The sequence below is a fragment of the Kitasatospora sp. Xyl93 genome (assembly GCF_055383135.1).
This window is the reverse complement of record NZ_AP029185.1, coordinates 4,039,566-4,056,901: the sequence shown is the minus strand read 5'-3', so window position 1 is coordinate 4,056,901 and position 17,336 is coordinate 4,039,566. Positions and strand designations below refer to the sequence as shown.

Below are 17,336 nucleotides of genomic sequence, written 5' to 3'. Positions count from 1 at the left end.
TACCGGCCGCCGGGCCGTCCGGGCGACGGTGGGAGCATGTCCACTCTGGCCGGAATCCGCCCCCTCGCCCGCCCCGCCGTCCGCCCCCGGTTCGACCTCGCCCAGCTCGGCCCCAACTGGTACGCCGCCGTGATGGGCACCGCGATCCTGGCCAACGGCGCCGCCGTCCTGCCGGTGCGGCTGCCCGGGCTGACCGGCTTCGGCGAGGTGATGTGGGCGCTCGCGCTGGCCGCGCTGCTGGTGCTGGCCGGGGCCCGGCTGGTCCACCTGACCCGGCACCGCGAGGCGGCCCGCGCCCAGCTGCTGGACGACCCGGCCACCGCGGTCTTCTACGGCTGCCCGCCGATGGCGCTGCTGGCGGTCGGACTGGGCACCCTGCTGCTCGGCCCCCGGGTGATCGGCACCGGCCCGGCGGTCGCCCTGGACGCGGTGCTGTGGAGCCTCGGCACGCTGTACGCGCTGGCCGTGGCCGGCGGCATCCCGTACCTGATGATCACCCGGCACCCGCTCTCCGCGCTGGAGGCCAACCCGACCTGGCTGCTGCCGGTGGTCGCCCCGCTGGTCGCCTCCGCCTGCGGCCCGGCGCTCGTCCCCCACCTGCCGGCCGGGACGGCCCGGGAGGCGATGCTGTACGGCTGCTGGGCACTGTTCGGGGTCGGCCTGCTGGCCACCCTGGTGCTGCTGCCGGTGGTGTTCACCGGGCTGTTCCACAGCAAGCTGCCCGCCCTGGCGCTCACCCCCTCGCTGTTCCTGGTGCTCGGCCCGCTCGGCCAGTCCGTCACCGCGGTCCACCAGCTCGCCGACGCCGCCCGCCCGGTGCTGCCCGCGCTGGCGCCCGCCATGGCCGACCTCGCCGCGCTGTACGGCGTGGCGGTGATCGGCGTCGCGATGCTCTGGCTGGCCGTCGCGCTCACCGCCAACCTGCGCGCCCGACGGGCCGGGATGCCGTTCGCGATGACCTGGTGGGCGTACACCTTCCCGGTCGGCACCTGCGTCACCGGCGCCTCCGCGCTCGCCCGGCACACCGGCTTCGGGGGCTTCGACGCACTGGCCGTCGGCCTCTACCTGCTGCTGGCGTCCGCCTGGGTGCTCGCCGCGGGCGGCACCGCGACCGGGCTGGCGCGGCGCCGGCTGCTGGCCCGCTGACGGCGGCGGGCGCCCCGGCAGGCGCGGGGACGCAGCCCAGGAGCACGCCGCCGGTGCAGGAACGTGCACGGCCGGAGCGCCGCCGACCGCCGACCGGCGGTGGTGCCCGGGCGGCGCCTACTCCCGGCGCCCGTCCCGGTTCCCATCGGAACCCGCCCCGCCGTCCGAACCGCCGCGTCCGCCCCGGGATGCAGATAGCTGCAATTGCGCGAACCTGCACTCGGGCGGCACTTGTTCACCGGCCGTCACGCTGTGAGGGTGGAGGCACGTCAAGTCGTCCAGGCACCGCAGCCTGATGGTGGCGACTGGCTCTTCGAACGGACCGCGGGTGCGACACGTCTCGCGCCGGCGGAACGGGGGAGCGAAGAGCGCCGGCCGGGGGCCATGTGTGGTGATGGCCTCCTGCCGGACCCGTCGAGGCGTTGCTGCTCCGCCTCGACGGGAGCGCCTTGGCATTGGCGTACGACGGCGGCCCCCGGACGACCCGGTGTGCGACGGCACCCGGACCCGGGGGCCCGCCGTCCCACCCGGTACGGTGACCGCCTGATCCGTGGTCACGCCGTACCGGCCCACCGGTACCGTGCGCCCGCCCGGCCCACCGGTACCGCGGCCCGCGCGGCGGGAAGCACGGGCAGCACCAGGAGAGGCGTCCGGCAGGGAGAGTGCGACGTGACGGCGGAACCGGCGGTCACACCGCATCACGGGCCGTTGGGCGAGGAGCCCGACGAGGCCGCGCGACAGCTCTACCTGGCCATCATCGCCGCGGGCGGCCGCGTCCCCACCGGCGAGGTCGCGGACGCCGACCGGGACGCCCTCCAACAGCTCATCGACATCGGCCTGTTGATGGTCAACCGGATGGACCGCTGCTACACCGCGGTCAGCCCGCGCTCGGTCAGCGACCGCCTCGGCGCCGAACTGCGCAGCGAGGCCACCAGGCTGCTGGTCCGCGCGGAGAACCTCCCGGGCGCCCTGGACGGCCTCACCCGGGCCTACGACGCGATGCCCCGCCCGACCGACCGGGCCGGCGGCGCCGTCCACGTCGAGGGGCACGTCCACATCCGCCAGCGGATCTCCCAACTGGTCTCCGACTGCCGCTCCGAGGTCCTCACCGCGCAGCCCGGCCACCGGCCCGCCGACATGCTCCAGGTCGCCGTGCTCCAGGACGTCCAACTGCTCCAACGCGGCTGCTCGCTGCGCACCATCTACCAGCCGGTGGCCCTCGCCGACCCGCCCGCCCTCGCCTACGCCGAGGAGGTCACCCGGCACGGCTCGCTCATCCGGGTGCTCGACGAGCCCTTCCAGCGGCTGATCGTCTTCGACCGGTCCGTCGCCGTGATCTCCGCCAACGACGACAACAGCACCGCCGCCTTCATCACCGACCCGGCCACCATCACCTACCTGGTCGGCACCTTCGAACGCGACTGGGCCCGGGCCGACACCGCCGAGGCCGCCGCCCCCGGCCAGGCACCCGCCCGCACCGTCCCCGACCGGGTCGGCCGGCTGCTCGCCCGCGGCCTCACCCAGCGCGCCGTCGCCACCCGGCTGGGCCTGAGCGAACGCACCGTCGCCGCCCACATCTCCCGGCTGCGCGACCGCTACGGCGCGCAGACCCTCTTCCAGCTCGGCTGGCTGATGCGGGGCGCCCGCGATGACCGATGAGCCGGGCCCGGCCGAACGGGCCCTCTACCTCGCCGCCGTCCGGAGCGGCGGGCGGCTGCTCCCCGAGGACCTCGCCCCCGCCGACCGCCCCGCCCTGGCCGCCCTCGTCGCCCGCGGCCTGCTCACCCCCACCGCCACCGGCTGGACCGCCGCCAGTCCGCGCGCCGTCGGCGACCGGATCGGGTTCCACCTGCGCACCCGCGCGGTCCGCCTGCTGCGGTACGCCGAACGGCTCCCGGGCACCCTGGGGCCGCTGGCCCGCGCCTACGACGAGGCCCGCCACCCGGGGGCGGGCACGGACCGGCCGTCCGGGGCCGTGGATTCGGGTGCCGTGGACTCCAGGGCCGTCGACTCCGGGGCCGGCACCGTCGCCGACGTCGCCGAGGTGCGCCGCCGGATCGCCGAACTCGTCTCGGAGTGCCGGCAGGAGGTCCTGGCGGCCCAGCCCGGGCCGCGTCCGGTCGAAGGCCTCCGGACTGTCCTCGCCCAGGACCTCTCGCTGCTCCGCCGCGGCTGTTCGCTGCGCACCGTCTACCAGCCGGCCGCCCTCGCCGACCCCGCCGTGCAGAGCCAGGTGGCCCTGCGCACCGGACAGGGCGCCCAGGTCCGGGTCCTCGCCGAACCGTACGAGCGGATGCTGGTCTTCGACCGCGCGGTGGCGGTCATCCCCGCCGACGAGGAGCGCGGCCGGGCGGTCTTCCTCACCGATCCCACCACCGTCGCCTACCTGGCCGCCCAGTTCGAACGCGACTGGGCCCGCGCCACGCCCGCCGGCCGCCACCTCGACCCGCCGTCCGTCACCACCGTGCGGATCGGCCGGCTGCTCGCCCGCGGCCTCACCCAACGGGCCGTCGCCACCCGGCTGGGCGTGAGCGAACGCACCGTCGCGGCCCACATCTCCCGGCTGCGCGACCGCTACGGCGCCCACACGCTGTTCCACCTCGGCTGGCAGCTCCGGGGCGAGCGCCATGACTGACGGACCGGCCGGCGCCAGGGCGATCGGTGGAACCCGGGCCGCCGCTTCCGGAGCCGGCGGCCGGTTCGGCGCGGGCGGTCCCGGGCGGTCGGCGGGCGGACCGGTGCGGTCCTGCGGCGGCGCGCCGTACCAGTGGGCCGGCCGGCCGTTCGTCCGCGGGCTCACGCGGCGGGCGAACGGCCGGCCGGACGGGCTTGAGCGGGCACATGGTGCGGTGGCCGGTCACATCGCCCGGCTGCGGGAGCCGTACGGCGCGGAGGCGCTGTTCCGAGGGGGCCGGTGGACGTCGGGAGTCCGGGCGGGGGAAAGCGGGGCAGGGGAGCCCGGGCGGGGGGAGGCCGGGCGGGGGAGTCCGGTGGGTGGCCGCGGCTCAGCCGGTGGCGGCGCCGGTCGGCCAGTAGCCGGGGACCGGGGGCTGCTGCCGGGGGACGTTGAACTGCTCGCCGGGGGCGGTCCAGAAGCCCTCGCGCAGGGAGAGAGCCATGCCGGCCCAGTCCAGGGCGGTCTCGACCGTGTGGTTGAGCGCCTCCTGCGACCAGGTGTCGTCGAAGACCAGCGGCAGGACGGGGGCGACCTGCTCGATGGTGGCGATCAGCGGGTTGTGGGTGATGGCCTCGTCGACGAGGAGGACGATCGGCTTGCGCAGCGCCGACGCCCAGCCGAGCTCCAGGCTCACACCGGCCGAGAGCGGGGCCCCGACGTAGGCGAACACGAGGTCCGCGGACTGCAGGGCGCGGAAGTCGGAGGGGACGCGGGGCTCCGGAGCGCGGCCGGAGATGGTCCAGGCGTCGCTGTGGTGCGCGCTGTACACGGCGGCACCGCTGCGGAGCAGGGTCGTGCGGAGCGTCGTCAACCGCGTCCGGCTGGCGAGCGTCACCACACTGTCGGCCGGCCCGGTCAGTCGCATCAGCGGGGCGGCCAGGAACACACGTGCACGCCGACCCTCAGGGGCCTGGCTGTCGTGGTGACGCAGGTAGGGCTCGGTCATGTCGACTCCGGGGAAAGGCCGACCGGGTTGCGAAGTGGTGCCGGCGGGCGCTGAGGACGGTGGTTTTCCAGTCCGAGGACTGAAGAGATCTGGCAGGATATTTGACGGTACAGCGGCAAGTTCGCTATCCGTGCTGGACCATTGGGAGCGAATTGATCGTCTATCAGCGCACGCGGCCGCGTCCAGCGTCCCGCCCTGTCATCTGGATGCCTGGCAGAGAGATGACGCTCCGGTCGAGGTGAGGGGGGATGGCACTCTCGCGGAACGTACGGCATCATGTGGACGCTAGTGCTATTGATTCAGTCCACAGTGTTAGAGAGTGGGAGGGTGGGTCCGTGTCTGTGCGTCGACTCGTCTGCAAGGCTGCGCTTCCGATCCTCATCGGTATAGCGGTGGTGACCGGAGTGTCCGTTTCCTCCGACAGCGGGCAGTCCGCTGGTACCACCCGCGCGGTGGAGGCTGTCGCGGACGATCTCCACTGGGGCTGAATCCCGCCGGACGCCCGGTCGGGACGAAGCGGACAGTAGGGGTGAACCCTGTCGCGCCGGGCGGGGCGGGGTTTCGACCGCTGCCCTCAGCCCAGGTCCGGTCTCGCCGACCGGCCGAGCGCGTAGCCCAGCTGGAAGAGGGAGTCGACGTGGTACTCCTCCCGTAGTTCCGCGATGTGGCGGGCGAGGGTCCGCTCACTGATTCCGAGCCGACGGGCGATGACCCGGTGGTTCGTTCCGGCGAGCATCAGGTCGATTATCGTCTGGCGCAGTCTGGACACCACCTGTTGCGGGACGGACCGGTCCCCGTCGAATTCCAGGGCCCGGTTCCAGCTGCGCTCGAACACCTCCTCGATGAGGAAGTTGACGATGGCCGGGTCGTGGATGAACGCGGCCAGGTCGTCGTCCACCACCGGGATCACGGCGAGCTTGCGGTCCACGATGATCAGCCGGGCGTACGGCTCGTCGAGGGTGCGGAACTGCCACCCCGCCTCGGTCAGCTTCGCGACGTAGTCCCGGGTCGGCTGGTGGTAGCGGGTGCTCGCGTTGTAGATGGTCCGCATGGACGCGCCGTGCCGGAGAATCTCCAGGTCGCGCGCCAGGAATGACGTGAGCATTTCCGCCGGCCGGGGGCCGCCGGGCTGCATGGCCAGCCCCTCCGTTACTCCCGCCGCGGCCGACTGCTGAAGTCTCTGATTAATTCGCGCTTTCCCGTGGATGTATTCGATGGCGCCGCCCGTGGTGTCCGGGGCGTGAAATGCCTCGGCGAGTTCGCTGAGATCGGCGGGTAGTGTCACCGCTTTCGAAAGCAGCTCGAGGGCCTGCCGCTGCCAGGTCGAACTCAGACTGTGGGCGAGCTGCGTCGGATCGACGGCGAGCAGTTCGCCCGGTTCGTCGCTGTCGGGTATGAGAAGTCCCAGCTTCAACAATTCTTCGAGGGCGGGGGAGCCGGCGGCCGGGCACGCGCTCTTGGTGAGACGACCGTTCTCGTTCACGGCCTGCAGATAGAGCTTTCGGGCGCCCTCGGACAGGACGCGCGATCCGCTGGATGCAGCTCCCGCGTGCTCTCGCCCACTCATCTCGGCTCCTAGTGTTGACCGGGAAGTAGTCAACGCGACTGTCGTCTTCCGTGGCAAGAATCCTAGGCGGCGCGAACCGGGTGCCCTGCCGCCCGCGGATCGACCGTGCGGGCCCGGCAGAGCACTCTCTCACCACACGGCAGCCGCCGGCACCCCCCGGGAGGAGGGGCCGGCGGCTCGGGTGCGTACGACGGTCAGCGCCGGGGACGCCAGACGACGAGGGCGCTGGACTGCGGGGTGGGGGGCTGGTACGGGACGAGGTCGCGGCGGTAGGAGGCGTGGACGGCGGCCTCGCGCTGCTGGAGCGCGGCGGCGGCGCCCTCCAGGGAGTCGACCAGTTCCGCGACGCGGGACTGGAGGGCGGTGACCTGGTTCTCCAGCTCGATGATCCGCTTGATGCCCGCGAGGTTGATGCCCTCGTCCTGGGAGAGCCGCTGGACCTCGCGCAGCTGCTGGATGTCGCGCGCGGAGTAGCGGCGGCCGCGGCCGGCGGTGCGGTCGGGGCAGACCAGGCCGAGGCGGTCGTACTGGCGCAGGGTCTGCGGGTGCAGGCCGGACAGTTCGGCGGCCACGGAGATGACGTACACCGGGGTGTCCTCGGTGAGGACATACGGCGGCGGGCCCGCGGCGGCCCGGCGGGCGCGGCGGGGGCCGGCTCCGGGCAGGCCCTCGCCGAGGCCGGGACCGATCGCGGTCTCGGGGTCGATCGGGTTCATCGGGGACATCTGGTCGTCACGCTCCCTTCGCCGCCCGGAACAGGGCGGCGCGCGGATCGTCGGAGGCGGTGGCCTCGCGGTACTGCTCCAGGGCGTTCAGCGCGTCACCGGTGACGTGCTGGGGCACCACGACCTCGACGGTGACGAGGAGGTCGCCGCGGGTGCCGTCCTTGCGGGTGGCGCCCTTGCCGCGGGCGCGCATGGTGAGGCCGTTGGCGCTGCCCGGGGGCAGCTTGAGCTTCACGGCCGGGCCGTTCAGGGTCGGCACCTCGATGGTGGCGCCGAGCGCCGCCTCGGGGAAGGCCACGGGGACGGTGACGGTGAGGTTGTCCCCCTTGCGCCCGAAGACCGGGTGCGGGTCGACGTGCACGGTGACGTAGAGGTCGCCGGGCTGCCCGCCGCGCTCGCCCTGGGCGCCCTTGCCCTTGAGCCGGATGCGCTGGTCGGCCTGGACGCCGGCCGGGATCCGGACCTGCATGGTGCGGGCCGAGCTGGCGCGGCCGCTGCCGTGGCAGTCGGGGCACGGGTCGTCGACGATCATGCCCCGGCCGCGGCAGTCCTTGCACGGCTCGGAGAGCGCGAAGGCGCCCTGGCCACGGCTGACGGTGCCGGCGCCGACGCAGGTCGGACAGACCCGCGGGGTGGTGCCGGACTTGGCGCCGGTGCCGTTGCAGCCGCGGCAGGGGGCCTGGCTGGTCATCCGCAGCGGGACGGTCGCGCCGTCCACCGCCTCCTCGAAGGAGAGCGTCACCTCGGTCTCGACGTCGGCGCCGCGCCGGGGCTGGGCCTGCCGGGTGCCGCCGCGGTTGAACAGGCCGCCGAAGACGTCGCCGAGGCCGCCGCCCTGTCCGCCGCCCTGGCTGCCGCTGAAGAGGTCGCCGAAGTCGAAGCTGTAGCTGCCGGTGCCGCCGGGGCCGCCGGCCCGGAAGCCGCCGTTGGCGAAGAGGCTGCGGGCCTCGTCGTACTCCTTGCGGCGCTTCTCGTCGGAGAGGACGTCGTACGCCTCGGAGATGTCCTTGAACCGCTCCTCGGCCTTGGCGTCGCCCTTGTTGGCGTCGGGGTGGAACTCGCGCGCGAGCTTCCGGTAGGTCTTCTTGATCTCGGTGGCGGTGGCGTCCTTGGGCACGCCGAGGACCTTGTAGTAGTCCTTCTCCACGTAGTCCTTGCCACTCATGCGTCCACCTCGCTGCGCTCGCCGGCCGCTGAGCGGTACACGCGCCCTCCAACGGTTCGCTCGCTGCGCTCGTTCACGGCGTCCACCTCGCTGCGCTCGCCGGCCGCTGAGCGGTACACGCGCCCTCCAACGGTTCGCTCGCTGCGCTCGTTCACGGCGTCCACCTCGCTGCGCTGGGCAGCCGCTGAGCGGTACACGCGTCCCCCGATGGTTCGCCCGCTGCGCTCGCTCACGGCTTCCGCCACCTCCCGATGTCCATCGTCACTGCGCTGTCAACAGCCGGTGAAGAAACGGCGGTTGACAACGCGCTGCGGAGCCGGCCGCCGTACTGGCCGGCGTACGACTCCGCAGCGCACTGGTTGTCAGCTGTCACAGGTTGTCAGCTGTCCGAGCCACCGTCGGACTTGTCCGTGTCGGCGGGCTTCGCCTCGGCGCCCGAGGACGCCTGGCTGCCGGGCTGGGGCTCCGCGACGGCCACCATCGCCGGGCGGATGATCCGCTCGCCGATGCGGTAGCCGGGCTGGAGGACCTGCACACAGGTGTCCTCGGTGACGTCCGAGGAGTAGCTGTGCATCAGCGCCTCGTGCATGGTCGGGTCGAAGGGCTCGCCCTCCTTGCCGAACTGCTGCAGGCCCAGCTTGGCGACGACCGTCTCCAGCGACTCGGCGACGGACTTGAAGCCGCCCGTGACCTCGCCGTGCTCGCGGGCGCGGCCGATGTCGTCCAGGACCGGGATCAGCGACTCCAGGATGTTGGAGACGGCGATCTCGCGGACGGTCAGCCGGTCGCGCTCGACCCGCTTGCGGTAGTTCTGGTACTCGGCCTGGAGGCGCTGGAGGTCGCCGGTGCGCTCGGCGAGCTCCCGCTTGGCGGCGGCGAGGTCGTCCGAACCGGACTCCCCGGCGCCGGCCGCGGCGGCCTCCTCGGCGGCCTTGATCACCTCGTCGGCGGCGGAGTCGTCGCCGGGCTTGCCGCCCTGCGGCTTGTCCGTCATGCCGCACCGCCCTTGGGCTTCTCGTCGTCCACGATCTCGGCGTCGACGACGTCGTCGTCCTTGGCCTGGGCGGAGTCACCGGCGGCGGCACCGGCGGGGGCGTCGGCGTTGGCGTACAGCGCCTGGCCGAGCTTCTGCGCGGTGGTGGAGACCTTCTCCGAGGCCTCGCGGATCTTCGCGATGTCCTCGCCCTTCAGGGCCTCCTTGAGCTCGCCGACGGCGGTCTCGACCTCGGTCTTGACGTCGCCCGGCAGCTTGTCGGCGTTGTCGGCGATGAACTTCTCGGTCGAGTAGACGAGCTGCTCGGCGGAGTTGCGCGTCTCCACGGCCTCGCGGCGCTTGTGGTCGTCCTCGGCGTACTGCTCGGCCTCGCGGCGCATGCGGTCGACCTCGTCCTTCGGCAGCGAGGAGCCGCCGGTGACGGTCATCTTCTGCTCCTTGCCGGTGCCGAGGTCCTTGGCGCCGACGTGCATGATGCCGTTGGCGTCGATGTCGAAGGTGACCTCGATCTGCGGCAGGCCGCGCGGCGCCGGCGGCAGGCCGGTCAGCTCGAACATGCCGAGCTTCTTGTTGTACGCGGCGATCTCGCGCTCGCCCTGGTAGACCTGGATCTGCACGGACGGCTGGTTGTCCTCGGCCGTGGTGAAGATCTCGGAGCGCTTGGTCGGGATCGTGGTGTTGCGCTCGATCAGCTTGGTCATGATGCCGCCCTTGGTCTCGATGCCGAGGGACAGCGGGGTGACGTCGAGCAGCAGGACGTCCTTGACCTCGCCCTTGAGGACACCGGCCTGGAGCGCGGCGCCGATGGCGACGACCTCGTCCGGGTTGACGCCCTTGTTGGCGTCCTGGCCGCCGGTCAGCTCCTTGACGAGCTCGGCGACGGCCGGCATGCGGGTCGAGCCGCCGACCAGGACGACGTGGTCGATCTCGGAGAGCGAGATGCCGGCGTCCTTGATGACGTTGTGGAACGGGACCTTGCAGCGCTCCAGCAGGTCCGCGGTCAGCTGCTGGAACTGGGCCCGGGTGAGCTTCTCGTCCAGGTGCAGCGGGCCCTCGGCGGAGGCCGTGATGTACGGCAGGTTGATCGAGGTCTCGGAGGACGAGGACAGCTCGATCTTGGCCTTCTCGGCGGCCTCGCGCAGACGCTGCAGGGCCATCTTGTCCTTGGACAGGTCGACGCCGTGGCCGGCCTGGAAGACCTTGACCAGGTGGTCGACGACGCGCTGGTCCCAGTCGTCACCACCGAGGTGGTTGTCACCGTTGGTGGCCTTCACCTCGACGACCCCGTCGCCGATCTCCAGCAGGGAGACGTCGAAGGTGCCGCCGCCGAGGTCGAAGACCAGGATGGTCTGGTCGTCCTTGTCCAGGCCGTACGCGAGGGCGGCCGCGGTCGGCTCGTTGACGATGCGCAGGACGTTGAGGCCCGCGATCTCACCGGCCTCCTTGGTGGCCTGGCGCTCGGAGTCGTTGAAGTACGCCGGGACGGTGATGACGGCGTCGGTGACGGTCTCGCCCAGGTACGCCTCGGCGTCCCGCTTCAGCTTCTGCAGCACGAAGGCCGAGATCTGCTGGGGGTTGAAGTCCTTGCCGTCGATGTTGATCTTCCACCCGGTGCCCATGTGGCGCTTGACCGAGCGGATGGTGCGGTCGACGTTGGTGACCGCCTGGCGCTTGGCCACCTCGCCGACCAGGACCTCGCCGTTCTTTGCGAAGGCGACGACGGACGGCGTGGTCCGAGCGCCCTCGGCGTTCGTGATGACGGTGGGCTCGCCACCCTCCAGAACGCTGACGACCGAGTTCGTCGTACCGAGGTCGATGCCGACCGCGCGTGCCATCGTAGATACCTCCACGGAAGAGTTGAGCTTTACAGGCTCAAGGATGCACGACCCGAGGGGTGGCGTCAACAGGTATGAGTGCCGGTCGCTCAACTTTGCTGAGTTGGGCGCGCGGCCGGGGCTCCCGGCGCCCGCCACGCCGTGGCGGGGTGCGCCCACGTGACTGCCGCCATAGCTTGGGAATCTTCTGGAGAACTGTTGCCCACCGGTAATGTCCGGGCCGTCGGCCCGGCAAGTTACCGACCAGTACACTCAGTCCGAAGACCGTAGGACCGCAGAGAGCCTGCTCAACCGCAAGCCGCAGGAGACGGAGAGCCGATGCAGCTAGCAGCGATCGTCATCTCGCTGGTCACATTCGTGATCGGCACCGCGCTCGCCGCCCGTGCGGCGCTGTACATCTACAAGGTGGTCCGCACCGGTGCGCCGGACTCCACCCGCTTCGGGCAGCCGGCCCAGCGGGTGAAGACCCTCGCGACCGAGTTCGTCGGCCACACCAGGATGAACCGCTGGGGGATCGTCGGCATCGCCCACTGGTTCGTCGCGGTCGGCTTCTTCAGCCTGGTGCTGACCATCGTCAACGCCTTCGGCCAGCTCTTCGACGCCGACTTCGCGCTGCCGGTCATCGGCCACTGGATGGTCTGGCAGCTCTTCGTCGAGCTGATCGGCACCCTGACCACGCTGGGCATCCTGGTCCTGATCGTGATCCGGCTGATGAGCCTGCCGTCCCGGTCCGGCCGCAAGTCCCGGTTCGCCGGCTCGATCGCCTGGCAGGCCTTCTACGTCGAGTACACGATCCTCGGCATCGGCCTCTGCATCCTGATGCTGCGCGCGCTGGAGGGCGCCCTCAACGGCGTCGACTCGTACGGCCCGGAGCACCTGGTCTCGTACCCGCTGGTCTCCGCGCTGAGCGGGCTGTCGCACGGCACGCTGGAGAACCTGATCTACCTGTTCGCGATGCTGAAGATCTGCATCTCGTTCGCGTGGGCGACCACCATCGGCCTCAACCCCTCGATGGGCGTGGCCTGGCACCGCTTCCTCGGGTTCTTCAACATCTACTTCAAGCGCGAGGAGGACGGCGGCACCGCGCTCGGCGCCCTGCGTCCGATGACCAGCAACGGTCAGCCGATCGACTTCGAGGACCCGGCCGACGACGCCGTGTTCGGCGTCTCCCAGGTCGAGCACTTCTCCTGGAAGGGCATCCTCGACTTCTCCACCTGCACCGAGTGCGGCCGCTGCCAGTCGCAGTGCCCCGCCTGGAACACCGGCAAGCCGCTCTCGCCGAAGCTGCTGATCATGAGCCTGCGCGAGCACGCCTACGGCAAGGCGCCGTACCTGCTGGCCGGCGGCGGCAAGGACATGGAGGGCGAGGAGAAGGCGACCTCCGAGCAGCTGGAGGGCGTCCCGGCGGCCGCCCTGGCCGAGGCCGAGCGCCCGCTGGTCGGCACCGCCGAGGAGAACGGCGTCATCGACCCGGACGTGCTGTGGTCCTGCACCACCTGCGGCGCCTGCGTCGAGCAGTGCCCGGTGGACATCGAGCACATCGACCACATCGTCGACATGCGCCGCTACCAGGTGATGATCGAGTCCTCGTTCCCGACCGAGGCCGGGACGATGCTCAAGAACCTGGAGAACAAGGGCAACCCGTGGGGCATGGCCACCAAGGCCCGCCTGGACTGGGTCAAGGAGCTCAAGAAGGAGACCGGCATCGAGGTGCCGGTGATCGGCGAGGACATCGACCCCGCCGAGGTCGAGTACCTCTACTGGGTCGGCTGCGCCGGCGCCCTGGAGGACCGCGCCAAGAAGACCACCAAGGCCTTCGCCGAGCTGCTGCACACCGCGGGCGTGAAGTTCGCGATCCTCGGCAAGGAGGAGTCCTGCACCGGTGACTCCGCCCGCCGCCTGGGCAACGAGTTCCTGTTCCAGATGCTCGGCGCGCAGAACGTGGAGACGCTCAACGCGGCCCTGGAGGACGCCCCGGTCAAGCGGATCGTGGCCACCTGCCCGCACTGCTTCAACACCATCGCCAACGAGTACCCGCAGCTGGGCGGCCACTTCGAGGTCATCCACCACACCCAGCTGCTCCAGCACCTCATCGACGAGGGCAAGCTGATCCCGGTCAACCCGGTCGAGGGCCTGATCACCTACCACGACCCCTGTTACCTGGGCCGCCACAACAAGGTCTACAGCCCGCCGCGCGAGATCATGGACAAGGTCCCCGGTCTGCGCCAGCAGGAGATGCACCGCCACAAGGAGCGCGGCTTCTGCTGCGGCGCCGGCGGCGCGCGGATGTGGATGGAGGAGCGCATCGGCAAGCGGATCAACACCGAGCGCGTGGACGAGGCGCTGTCGCTCAACCCGGACATCGTCTCCACCGCCTGCCCGTTCTGCCTGGTGATGCTCTCCGACTCGGTCAACGGCAAGAAGAACGAGGGCGCGGCCAAGGAGCACCTGAAGGTGGTCGACGTGGCCCAGCTGCTGCTCGACTCGGTGAAGGCCGTCCCGCCGGCCGACAACGAGGAGCAGCCCGCGACGGTGGACGCGTAACAGCCCTCGCGGAGCCCGCTGTTCGACAGTTCTGCTACAACCGCCCGGCCCGGTGGACGCCGCGAACGCGCCCGCCGGGCCGGGCTTTTGGGCGGCCCGGACGGCCTGCGCCGGTACGGCGGTGCGGACGGCGGGTGACGGCGATCGCACAGGCGCCGGACGGGCATTCGGTCGGAAGCAAATACAGTAGGCCCGGACCGGCTTCGTGCCGGTCCACCCGTTCCGGACGGAAGCCCCGGACGGGTGGCGACCCGCGCCGGCCGGCCGGCCGGGTCCAGACCGACGACGAGGCGTCGGCCCGCCGGGCCGGGGCCGCAGAGACCACAAGGGGAACAGCGCAGACCATGACCGAGGCGATCATGCTGGTCGGTGGTAAGGGCACGCGACTGCGTCCGCTGACCACCCACACCCCCAAGCCGATGCTGCCGGTGGCAGGCGTCCCGTTCATCGCGCACCAGTTGGCCCGCGCGGCAGCCGCCGGCGTCACCCGCGTCGTGCTGGCCACGTCATACCTGGCCGAGGTGTTCGAGGACCACTTCCAGGACGGCACCCCGTACGGCATCGAGCTGGTCTACCTGACCGAGCGCGAGCCGCTGGGCACCGGCGGAGCCATCCGCAACGCCGCCTCCGGCCTGACCTGCGGCCCCGACGAGCCGGTCCTGGTCTTCAACGGCGACATCCTCTCCGGCGTCGACATCGCCGCCCTGCGCGACGGCCACGTGGCCGCCGGGGCCGACGTCACCCTGCACCTGACCCGGGTCGAGGACCCGCGGGCCTTCGGCCTCGTCCCGACCGACGAGGACGGGCGGGTGCTGGAGTTCCTGGAGAAGCCGGAGACCCCGGAGCAGATCGTCACCGACCAGATCAACGCCGGCTGCTACGTCTTCACCCGGTCCGTGATCGACCGCATCCCGGTCGGCCGCGAGGTGTCCGTCGAGCGCGAGACCTTCCCCGAGCTGCTCGCCACCGGCGCGCTGCTGCGCGGCGTCGTCGACACCTCGTACTGGCTGGACCTGGGCACCCCGGCGGCGTTCGTCCGCGGCTCGGCCGACCTGGTGCTCGGCAAGGTCGACTCCCCGGCCGTCCCCGGCCCGACCGGCGACGCCCTGCTGCTGCCCGGCGCCACCGTCCACCCGGGCGCGGTGCTCAGCGGCGGCACCGTGGTCGCCGAGGACGCGGTGGTCGAGGCCGGCGCGATCGTCGAGGGCAGTGTGATCCTGCCGGGCGCGGTGATCGGCCCGGACACCCTGGTCAAGGACTCGATCGTGGGCGCCTTCGCCACCGTCGGCGACCGCTCGGCGCTGGACGGCGCGGTGATCGGCGACGGCGCGATCGTGGAGTCGGACAACGAGCTGCCGACCGGGATCCGGATCGCCTGCGGCACCCTGCTGCCGGTCGGCGCCGTCCGCACCTCGGCCGGCCCGGGCGGCTGCCCGGCCGGCACCAGCGCGGCCGCGGCGGTGCACGCGCCGTCGGTCGGCGCCCAGCGGTAGCGCCTCCGGGCGTCGGGTTCGCGCGGCTTCGCGGGTCTGCGGGTTCGCGGCGCTCCGGGGCCGTTCCGGCGGGTTTTCGGCCCCGTTCGTCTCAGCCTCGCTGCAAACCGGCCCCGGCTCCGTCCGGGGCCGACGCGGGCGGGGCGGGGCGGGTACCTTCGGACCGTGGCTGGTAATCGATACGACAGCGGTCAGGGCGCGGACCGCCCGCACGGCGGGTGGTCGGCCCCTCCGCCGCCGGCGTCGCCCGGGGGGACGGACGGGCCGGAGTACTTCACGGCCCCGCACACGGCACCGCCCGGCGGCCCGGGCGGCACGTCCGGCGGCCCGGGGCACCCGGCGGGGCACGGGTACGACCCGTACGCGGCCGACCGGCCCGGCAACACCCGGGCCTTCCCGGCCGGCGACCCGTACGCGGCCGGCGGTCCGTACGGGCAGCAGCCGCCGTACCAGGGGCACCCCGGCCCGGAGCACGGCTACTACGACGACGGCCACGGGCAGCAGCCGCCGTACGGCGCCGCGCAGGGCTACGGCCCCGACCAGGGCTACGGCCCGGACGGGGGGTACGGCCCCGAGGCGGGCTACGACCAGCAGCCGTACGGCCAGGACAACGTCGCCGTCTACCGGGCCGGCGGCCAGTCCGCCCCGCACGTCGCGGGCCCCCGGCCGCACTGGCGCGAGCTGTTCGCCGGCCTGTTCCGCAGCCCGACCGCGATCTTCGACCGCACCCGCGACCACCAGGTCTGGCTGCCCGCCCTCACCGTCTCGCTGCTGTACGGCGCGCTCGCGGTGCTCGGCATCGGGCTGACCCGCGACGACATCGTCAACTCGACCTTCACCGTGGCGCTGACCGGCCTGCTCGCCGCCGCCGTCGGCTTCACCGTGGCGGGCGCGCTCTTCGGCGGGGTCACCTACGGGCTGGCCCGCCAGCTGGGCGGCGACGGCCCGTGGAAGGCGACCGTCGGCCTGGCCGCCCTGATCGGCTGGCTCACCGACGCGCCCCGGCTGCTGCTCGACCTGGTGCTGCCCTCCGGCAGCGCCGTCGTCCAGGTCGTCGGCTGGGCCACCTGGATGCTCTGCGGGTACCTGCTGACCAGCATGGTCCGGCGGCTGCACGACCTGCCCTGGGGCAAGGCCGCGGCCGCCTCGGCGATACAGCTGGTCGCGCTGCTGGTGCTGATCAAGCTGCCGACGCTGGGCTGAGGGCTCCGACGGGCGAAGGGCAGAATGGGGGCGGGCCGCGGCCGAGCGCCGAGCCCGCCCCACCCTCGTCGTCCCACCTTCACCGGAGCCAGGCATGACCCTCCCCACCACCCACGTCAGCTTCCCGGCCGGGGCGGTGACCGGCGAGTCCCCGGTGCTGGCGGTGCACCCGCTGGCCGACGGCCGGTACGCCGTCGTCACCGAGGCGACCCCGTTCCACCCGCTCGACCACACCTGGCCCGACCAGCCGGCCGACCTCGGCACCCTGACCGTGGACGGCACCGAGCTGGCCGTGGTCGACTGCCTGACCGGCGCCGTCGGCCCGGAGGGCGGGGAGCCGGCGGTCGGCGCCGACATCCCGGTCCGGCGCGGCGACGAGGAGTGGTCCTGGCTGGTCCTGCACGTCCTCGACACCGACCCCGGTGACGTCGTCGGCCGCACCGCCGCGCTCGCCGTCGACGCCCGGCGCCGCGGCGCCCTCAGCGCCTCGCACAGCGGCTGCCACCTGCTCGCCCTCGCCCTGAACGCCGCGCTCGCCCCGCGCTGGCGCAAGGACCCGGGCCGCTCGGACGCCTTCGGCAACCCGGACTTCGACAGCCTCGCGATGGCGAGCTCGGTGATGGACACCGAGGCCAGCACCGACACCTACCGGCTCGGCAAGTCGCTGAAGAAGAAGGGCTTCACGGCGGACGCCACCGAGGAGTTCCCGGCCCTCGCCGACGCCCTGCCGGCCCTCACCGAGGCCGTCAACGCCCGGCTGGCCGCCTGGGTCGCCGCCGACGCCCCGGTCCGCATCGAGGTGCCCGGCCCCGAGCTCACCGCCCGCCGCCAGTGGCACTGCGAGCTGCCCGAGGGCGGCGCGCGGATCTTCTGCGGCGGCACCCACCTGCACCACCTCGGCGAGCTGGCCGAGCTGCGCACCGAGCTGCGGCTGTCCGAGGACGGCACCGAGCTGGTCGCCGTCACCAGCCCCAAGCGGGCCTGAGAACGCCGCGGGCGGCCACCCCCACCGGTGGGTGAGGGGTGGCCGCCCGGCTGCGT

13 protein-coding genes and 1 pseudogene are annotated in these 17,336 nt (G+C 72.6%); 7 read left to right on the top strand and 7 right to left on the bottom strand.

Features of this window, described 5'->3' with window-relative positions:
• Window positions 1–36: 36 nt before the first annotated feature.
• The 3 genes from ACZ5GH_RS18125 (at window position 37) to ACZ5GH_RS18115 (ending at window position 3,781) form a co-directional block, all read left to right on the top strand.
• Window positions 37–1,146, top strand: coding sequence for a TDT family transporter (locus tag ACZ5GH_RS18125; protein ID WP_387752133.1), 1,110 nt, complete (start codon window positions 37–39; stop codon window positions 1,144–1,146).
• A 708-nt stretch (window positions 1,147–1,854) separates the two neighbouring features.
• Window positions 1,855–2,805, top strand: a complete 951-nt coding sequence (locus ACZ5GH_RS18120; RefSeq protein WP_387752136.1) for a LuxR C-terminal-related transcriptional regulator — start codon at window positions 1,855–1,857, stop codon at window positions 2,803–2,805.
• The gene (locus ACZ5GH_RS18115; protein ID WP_387752138.1) at window positions 2,795–3,781 is read left to right on the top strand and encodes a helix-turn-helix domain-containing protein; all 987 of its coding nucleotides are present in this window, start codon (window positions 2,795–2,797) and stop codon (window positions 3,779–3,781) included. The genes ACZ5GH_RS18120 and ACZ5GH_RS18115 overlap by 11 nt, the downstream gene beginning before the upstream one ends.
• A 370-nt stretch (window positions 3,782–4,151) precedes the next feature.
• Here ACZ5GH_RS18115 and ACZ5GH_RS18110 read toward each other — a convergent pair whose 3' ends face one another.
• The 7 genes from ACZ5GH_RS18110 to dnaK all read right to left on the bottom strand — a co-directional run bounded on the left by ACZ5GH_RS18110 (window position 4,152) and on the right by dnaK (window position 11,055).
• Entirely contained in the window at window positions 4,152–4,769 is a 618-nt protein-coding gene (locus ACZ5GH_RS18110; RefSeq protein WP_051709310.1) for a TIR domain-containing protein, read from the bottom strand.
• Window positions 4,770–5,343: 574 nt separating this feature from the next.
• Entirely contained in the window at window positions 5,344–6,336 is a 993-nt protein-coding gene (locus ACZ5GH_RS18105; protein WP_387752141.1) for a hypothetical protein, read from the bottom strand.
• Window positions 6,337–6,530: 194 nt separating this feature from the next.
• Window positions 6,531–7,061, bottom strand: coding sequence for a heat shock protein transcriptional repressor HspR (locus ACZ5GH_RS18100; RefSeq protein WP_387752143.1), 531 nt, complete (start codon window positions 7,059–7,061; stop codon window positions 6,531–6,533).
• A gap of 7 nt (window positions 7,062–7,068) precedes the next feature.
• Entirely contained in the window at window positions 7,069–8,226 is a 1,158-nt protein-coding gene (dnaJ, locus tag ACZ5GH_RS18095) for a molecular chaperone DnaJ (RefSeq protein WP_387752146.1), read from the bottom strand.
• Window positions 8,223–8,459, bottom strand: coding sequence for a hypothetical protein (locus ACZ5GH_RS18090; RefSeq protein ID WP_464334762.1), 237 nt, complete (start codon window positions 8,457–8,459; stop codon window positions 8,223–8,225). The genes dnaJ and ACZ5GH_RS18090 overlap by 4 nt, the downstream gene beginning before the upstream one ends.
• A 146-nt stretch (window positions 8,460–8,605) precedes the next feature.
• Entirely contained in the window at window positions 8,606–9,220 is a 615-nt protein-coding gene (grpE, locus tag ACZ5GH_RS18085; protein WP_387752148.1) for a nucleotide exchange factor GrpE, read from the bottom strand.
• On the bottom strand, window positions 9,217–11,055 hold the full coding sequence (gene dnaK / locus ACZ5GH_RS18080; RefSeq protein ID WP_387752150.1) for a molecular chaperone DnaK: 1,839 nt from the start codon (window positions 11,053–11,055) through the stop codon (window positions 9,217–9,219). The genes grpE and dnaK overlap by 4 nt, the downstream gene beginning before the upstream one ends.
• Window positions 11,056–11,373: 318 nt before the next feature.
• Between dnaK and ACZ5GH_RS18075 the strand changes: the two genes are divergently transcribed.
• From ACZ5GH_RS18075 to ACZ5GH_RS18060, 4 genes and pseudogenes are all read left to right on the top strand, one after another.
• Window positions 11,374–13,599: a (Fe-S)-binding protein gene (locus ACZ5GH_RS18075; protein ID WP_387752153.1), complete on the top strand. Its 2,226-nt coding sequence runs from the start codon at window positions 11,374–11,376 to the stop codon at window positions 13,597–13,599.
• Between the two features lie 344 nt (window positions 13,600–13,943).
• Window positions 13,944–15,017, top strand: a pseudogene (manB, locus tag ACZ5GH_RS18070) (mannose-1-phosphate guanylyltransferase); the annotation flags it as partial.
• 240 nt (window positions 15,018–15,257) lie between these two features.
• Window positions 15,258–16,295, top strand: coding sequence for a Yip1 family protein (locus ACZ5GH_RS18065; RefSeq protein ID WP_464334761.1), 1,038 nt, complete (start codon window positions 15,258–15,260; stop codon window positions 16,293–16,295).
• Window positions 16,296–16,389: 94 nt separating this feature from the next.
• On the top strand, window positions 16,390–17,280 hold the full coding sequence (locus tag ACZ5GH_RS18060) for an alanyl-tRNA editing protein (protein WP_464334760.1): 891 nt from the start codon (window positions 16,390–16,392) through the stop codon (window positions 17,278–17,280).
• The last annotated feature ends 56 nt before the right edge of the window (window positions 17,281–17,336 follow it).

What these genes read in the sequence shown, in the direction of transcription:
- ACZ5GH_RS18125 (WP_387752133.1), top strand. Translation starts at nt 37, where the DNA reads ATGTCCACTCTGGCCGGAATCCGCCCCCTCGCCCGCCCCGCCGTCCGC.
- ACZ5GH_RS18115 (WP_387752138.1), top strand. Translation starts at nt 2,795, where the DNA reads ATGACCGATGAGCCGGGCCCGGCCGAACGGGCCCTCTACCTCGCCGCC.
- ACZ5GH_RS18110 (WP_051709310.1), bottom strand. Translation starts at nt 4,769, where the DNA reads ATGACCGAGCCCTACCTGCGTCACCACGACAGCCAGGCCCCTGAGGGT.
- ACZ5GH_RS18105 (WP_387752141.1), bottom strand. Translation starts at nt 6,336, where the DNA reads ATGAGTGGGCGAGAGCACGCGGGAGCTGCATCCAGCGGATCGCGCGTC.
- ACZ5GH_RS18100 (WP_387752143.1), bottom strand. Translation starts at nt 7,061, where the DNA reads ATGTCCCCGATGAACCCGATCGACCCCGAGACCGCGATCGGTCCCGGC.
- dnaJ (WP_387752146.1), bottom strand. Translation starts at nt 8,226, where the DNA reads ATGAGTGGCAAGGACTACGTGGAGAAGGACTACTACAAGGTCCTCGGC.
- grpE (WP_387752148.1), bottom strand. Translation starts at nt 9,220, where the DNA reads ATGACGGACAAGCCGCAGGGCGGCAAGCCCGGCGACGACTCCGCCGCC.
- dnaK (WP_387752150.1), bottom strand. Translation starts at nt 11,055, where the DNA reads ATGGCACGCGCGGTCGGCATCGACCTCGGTACGACGAACTCGGTCGTC.
- ACZ5GH_RS18075 (WP_387752153.1), top strand. Translation starts at nt 11,374, where the DNA reads ATGCAGCTAGCAGCGATCGTCATCTCGCTGGTCACATTCGTGATCGGC.
- ACZ5GH_RS18060 (WP_464334760.1), top strand. Translation starts at nt 16,390, where the DNA reads ATGACCCTCCCCACCACCCACGTCAGCTTCCCGGCCGGGGCGGTGACC.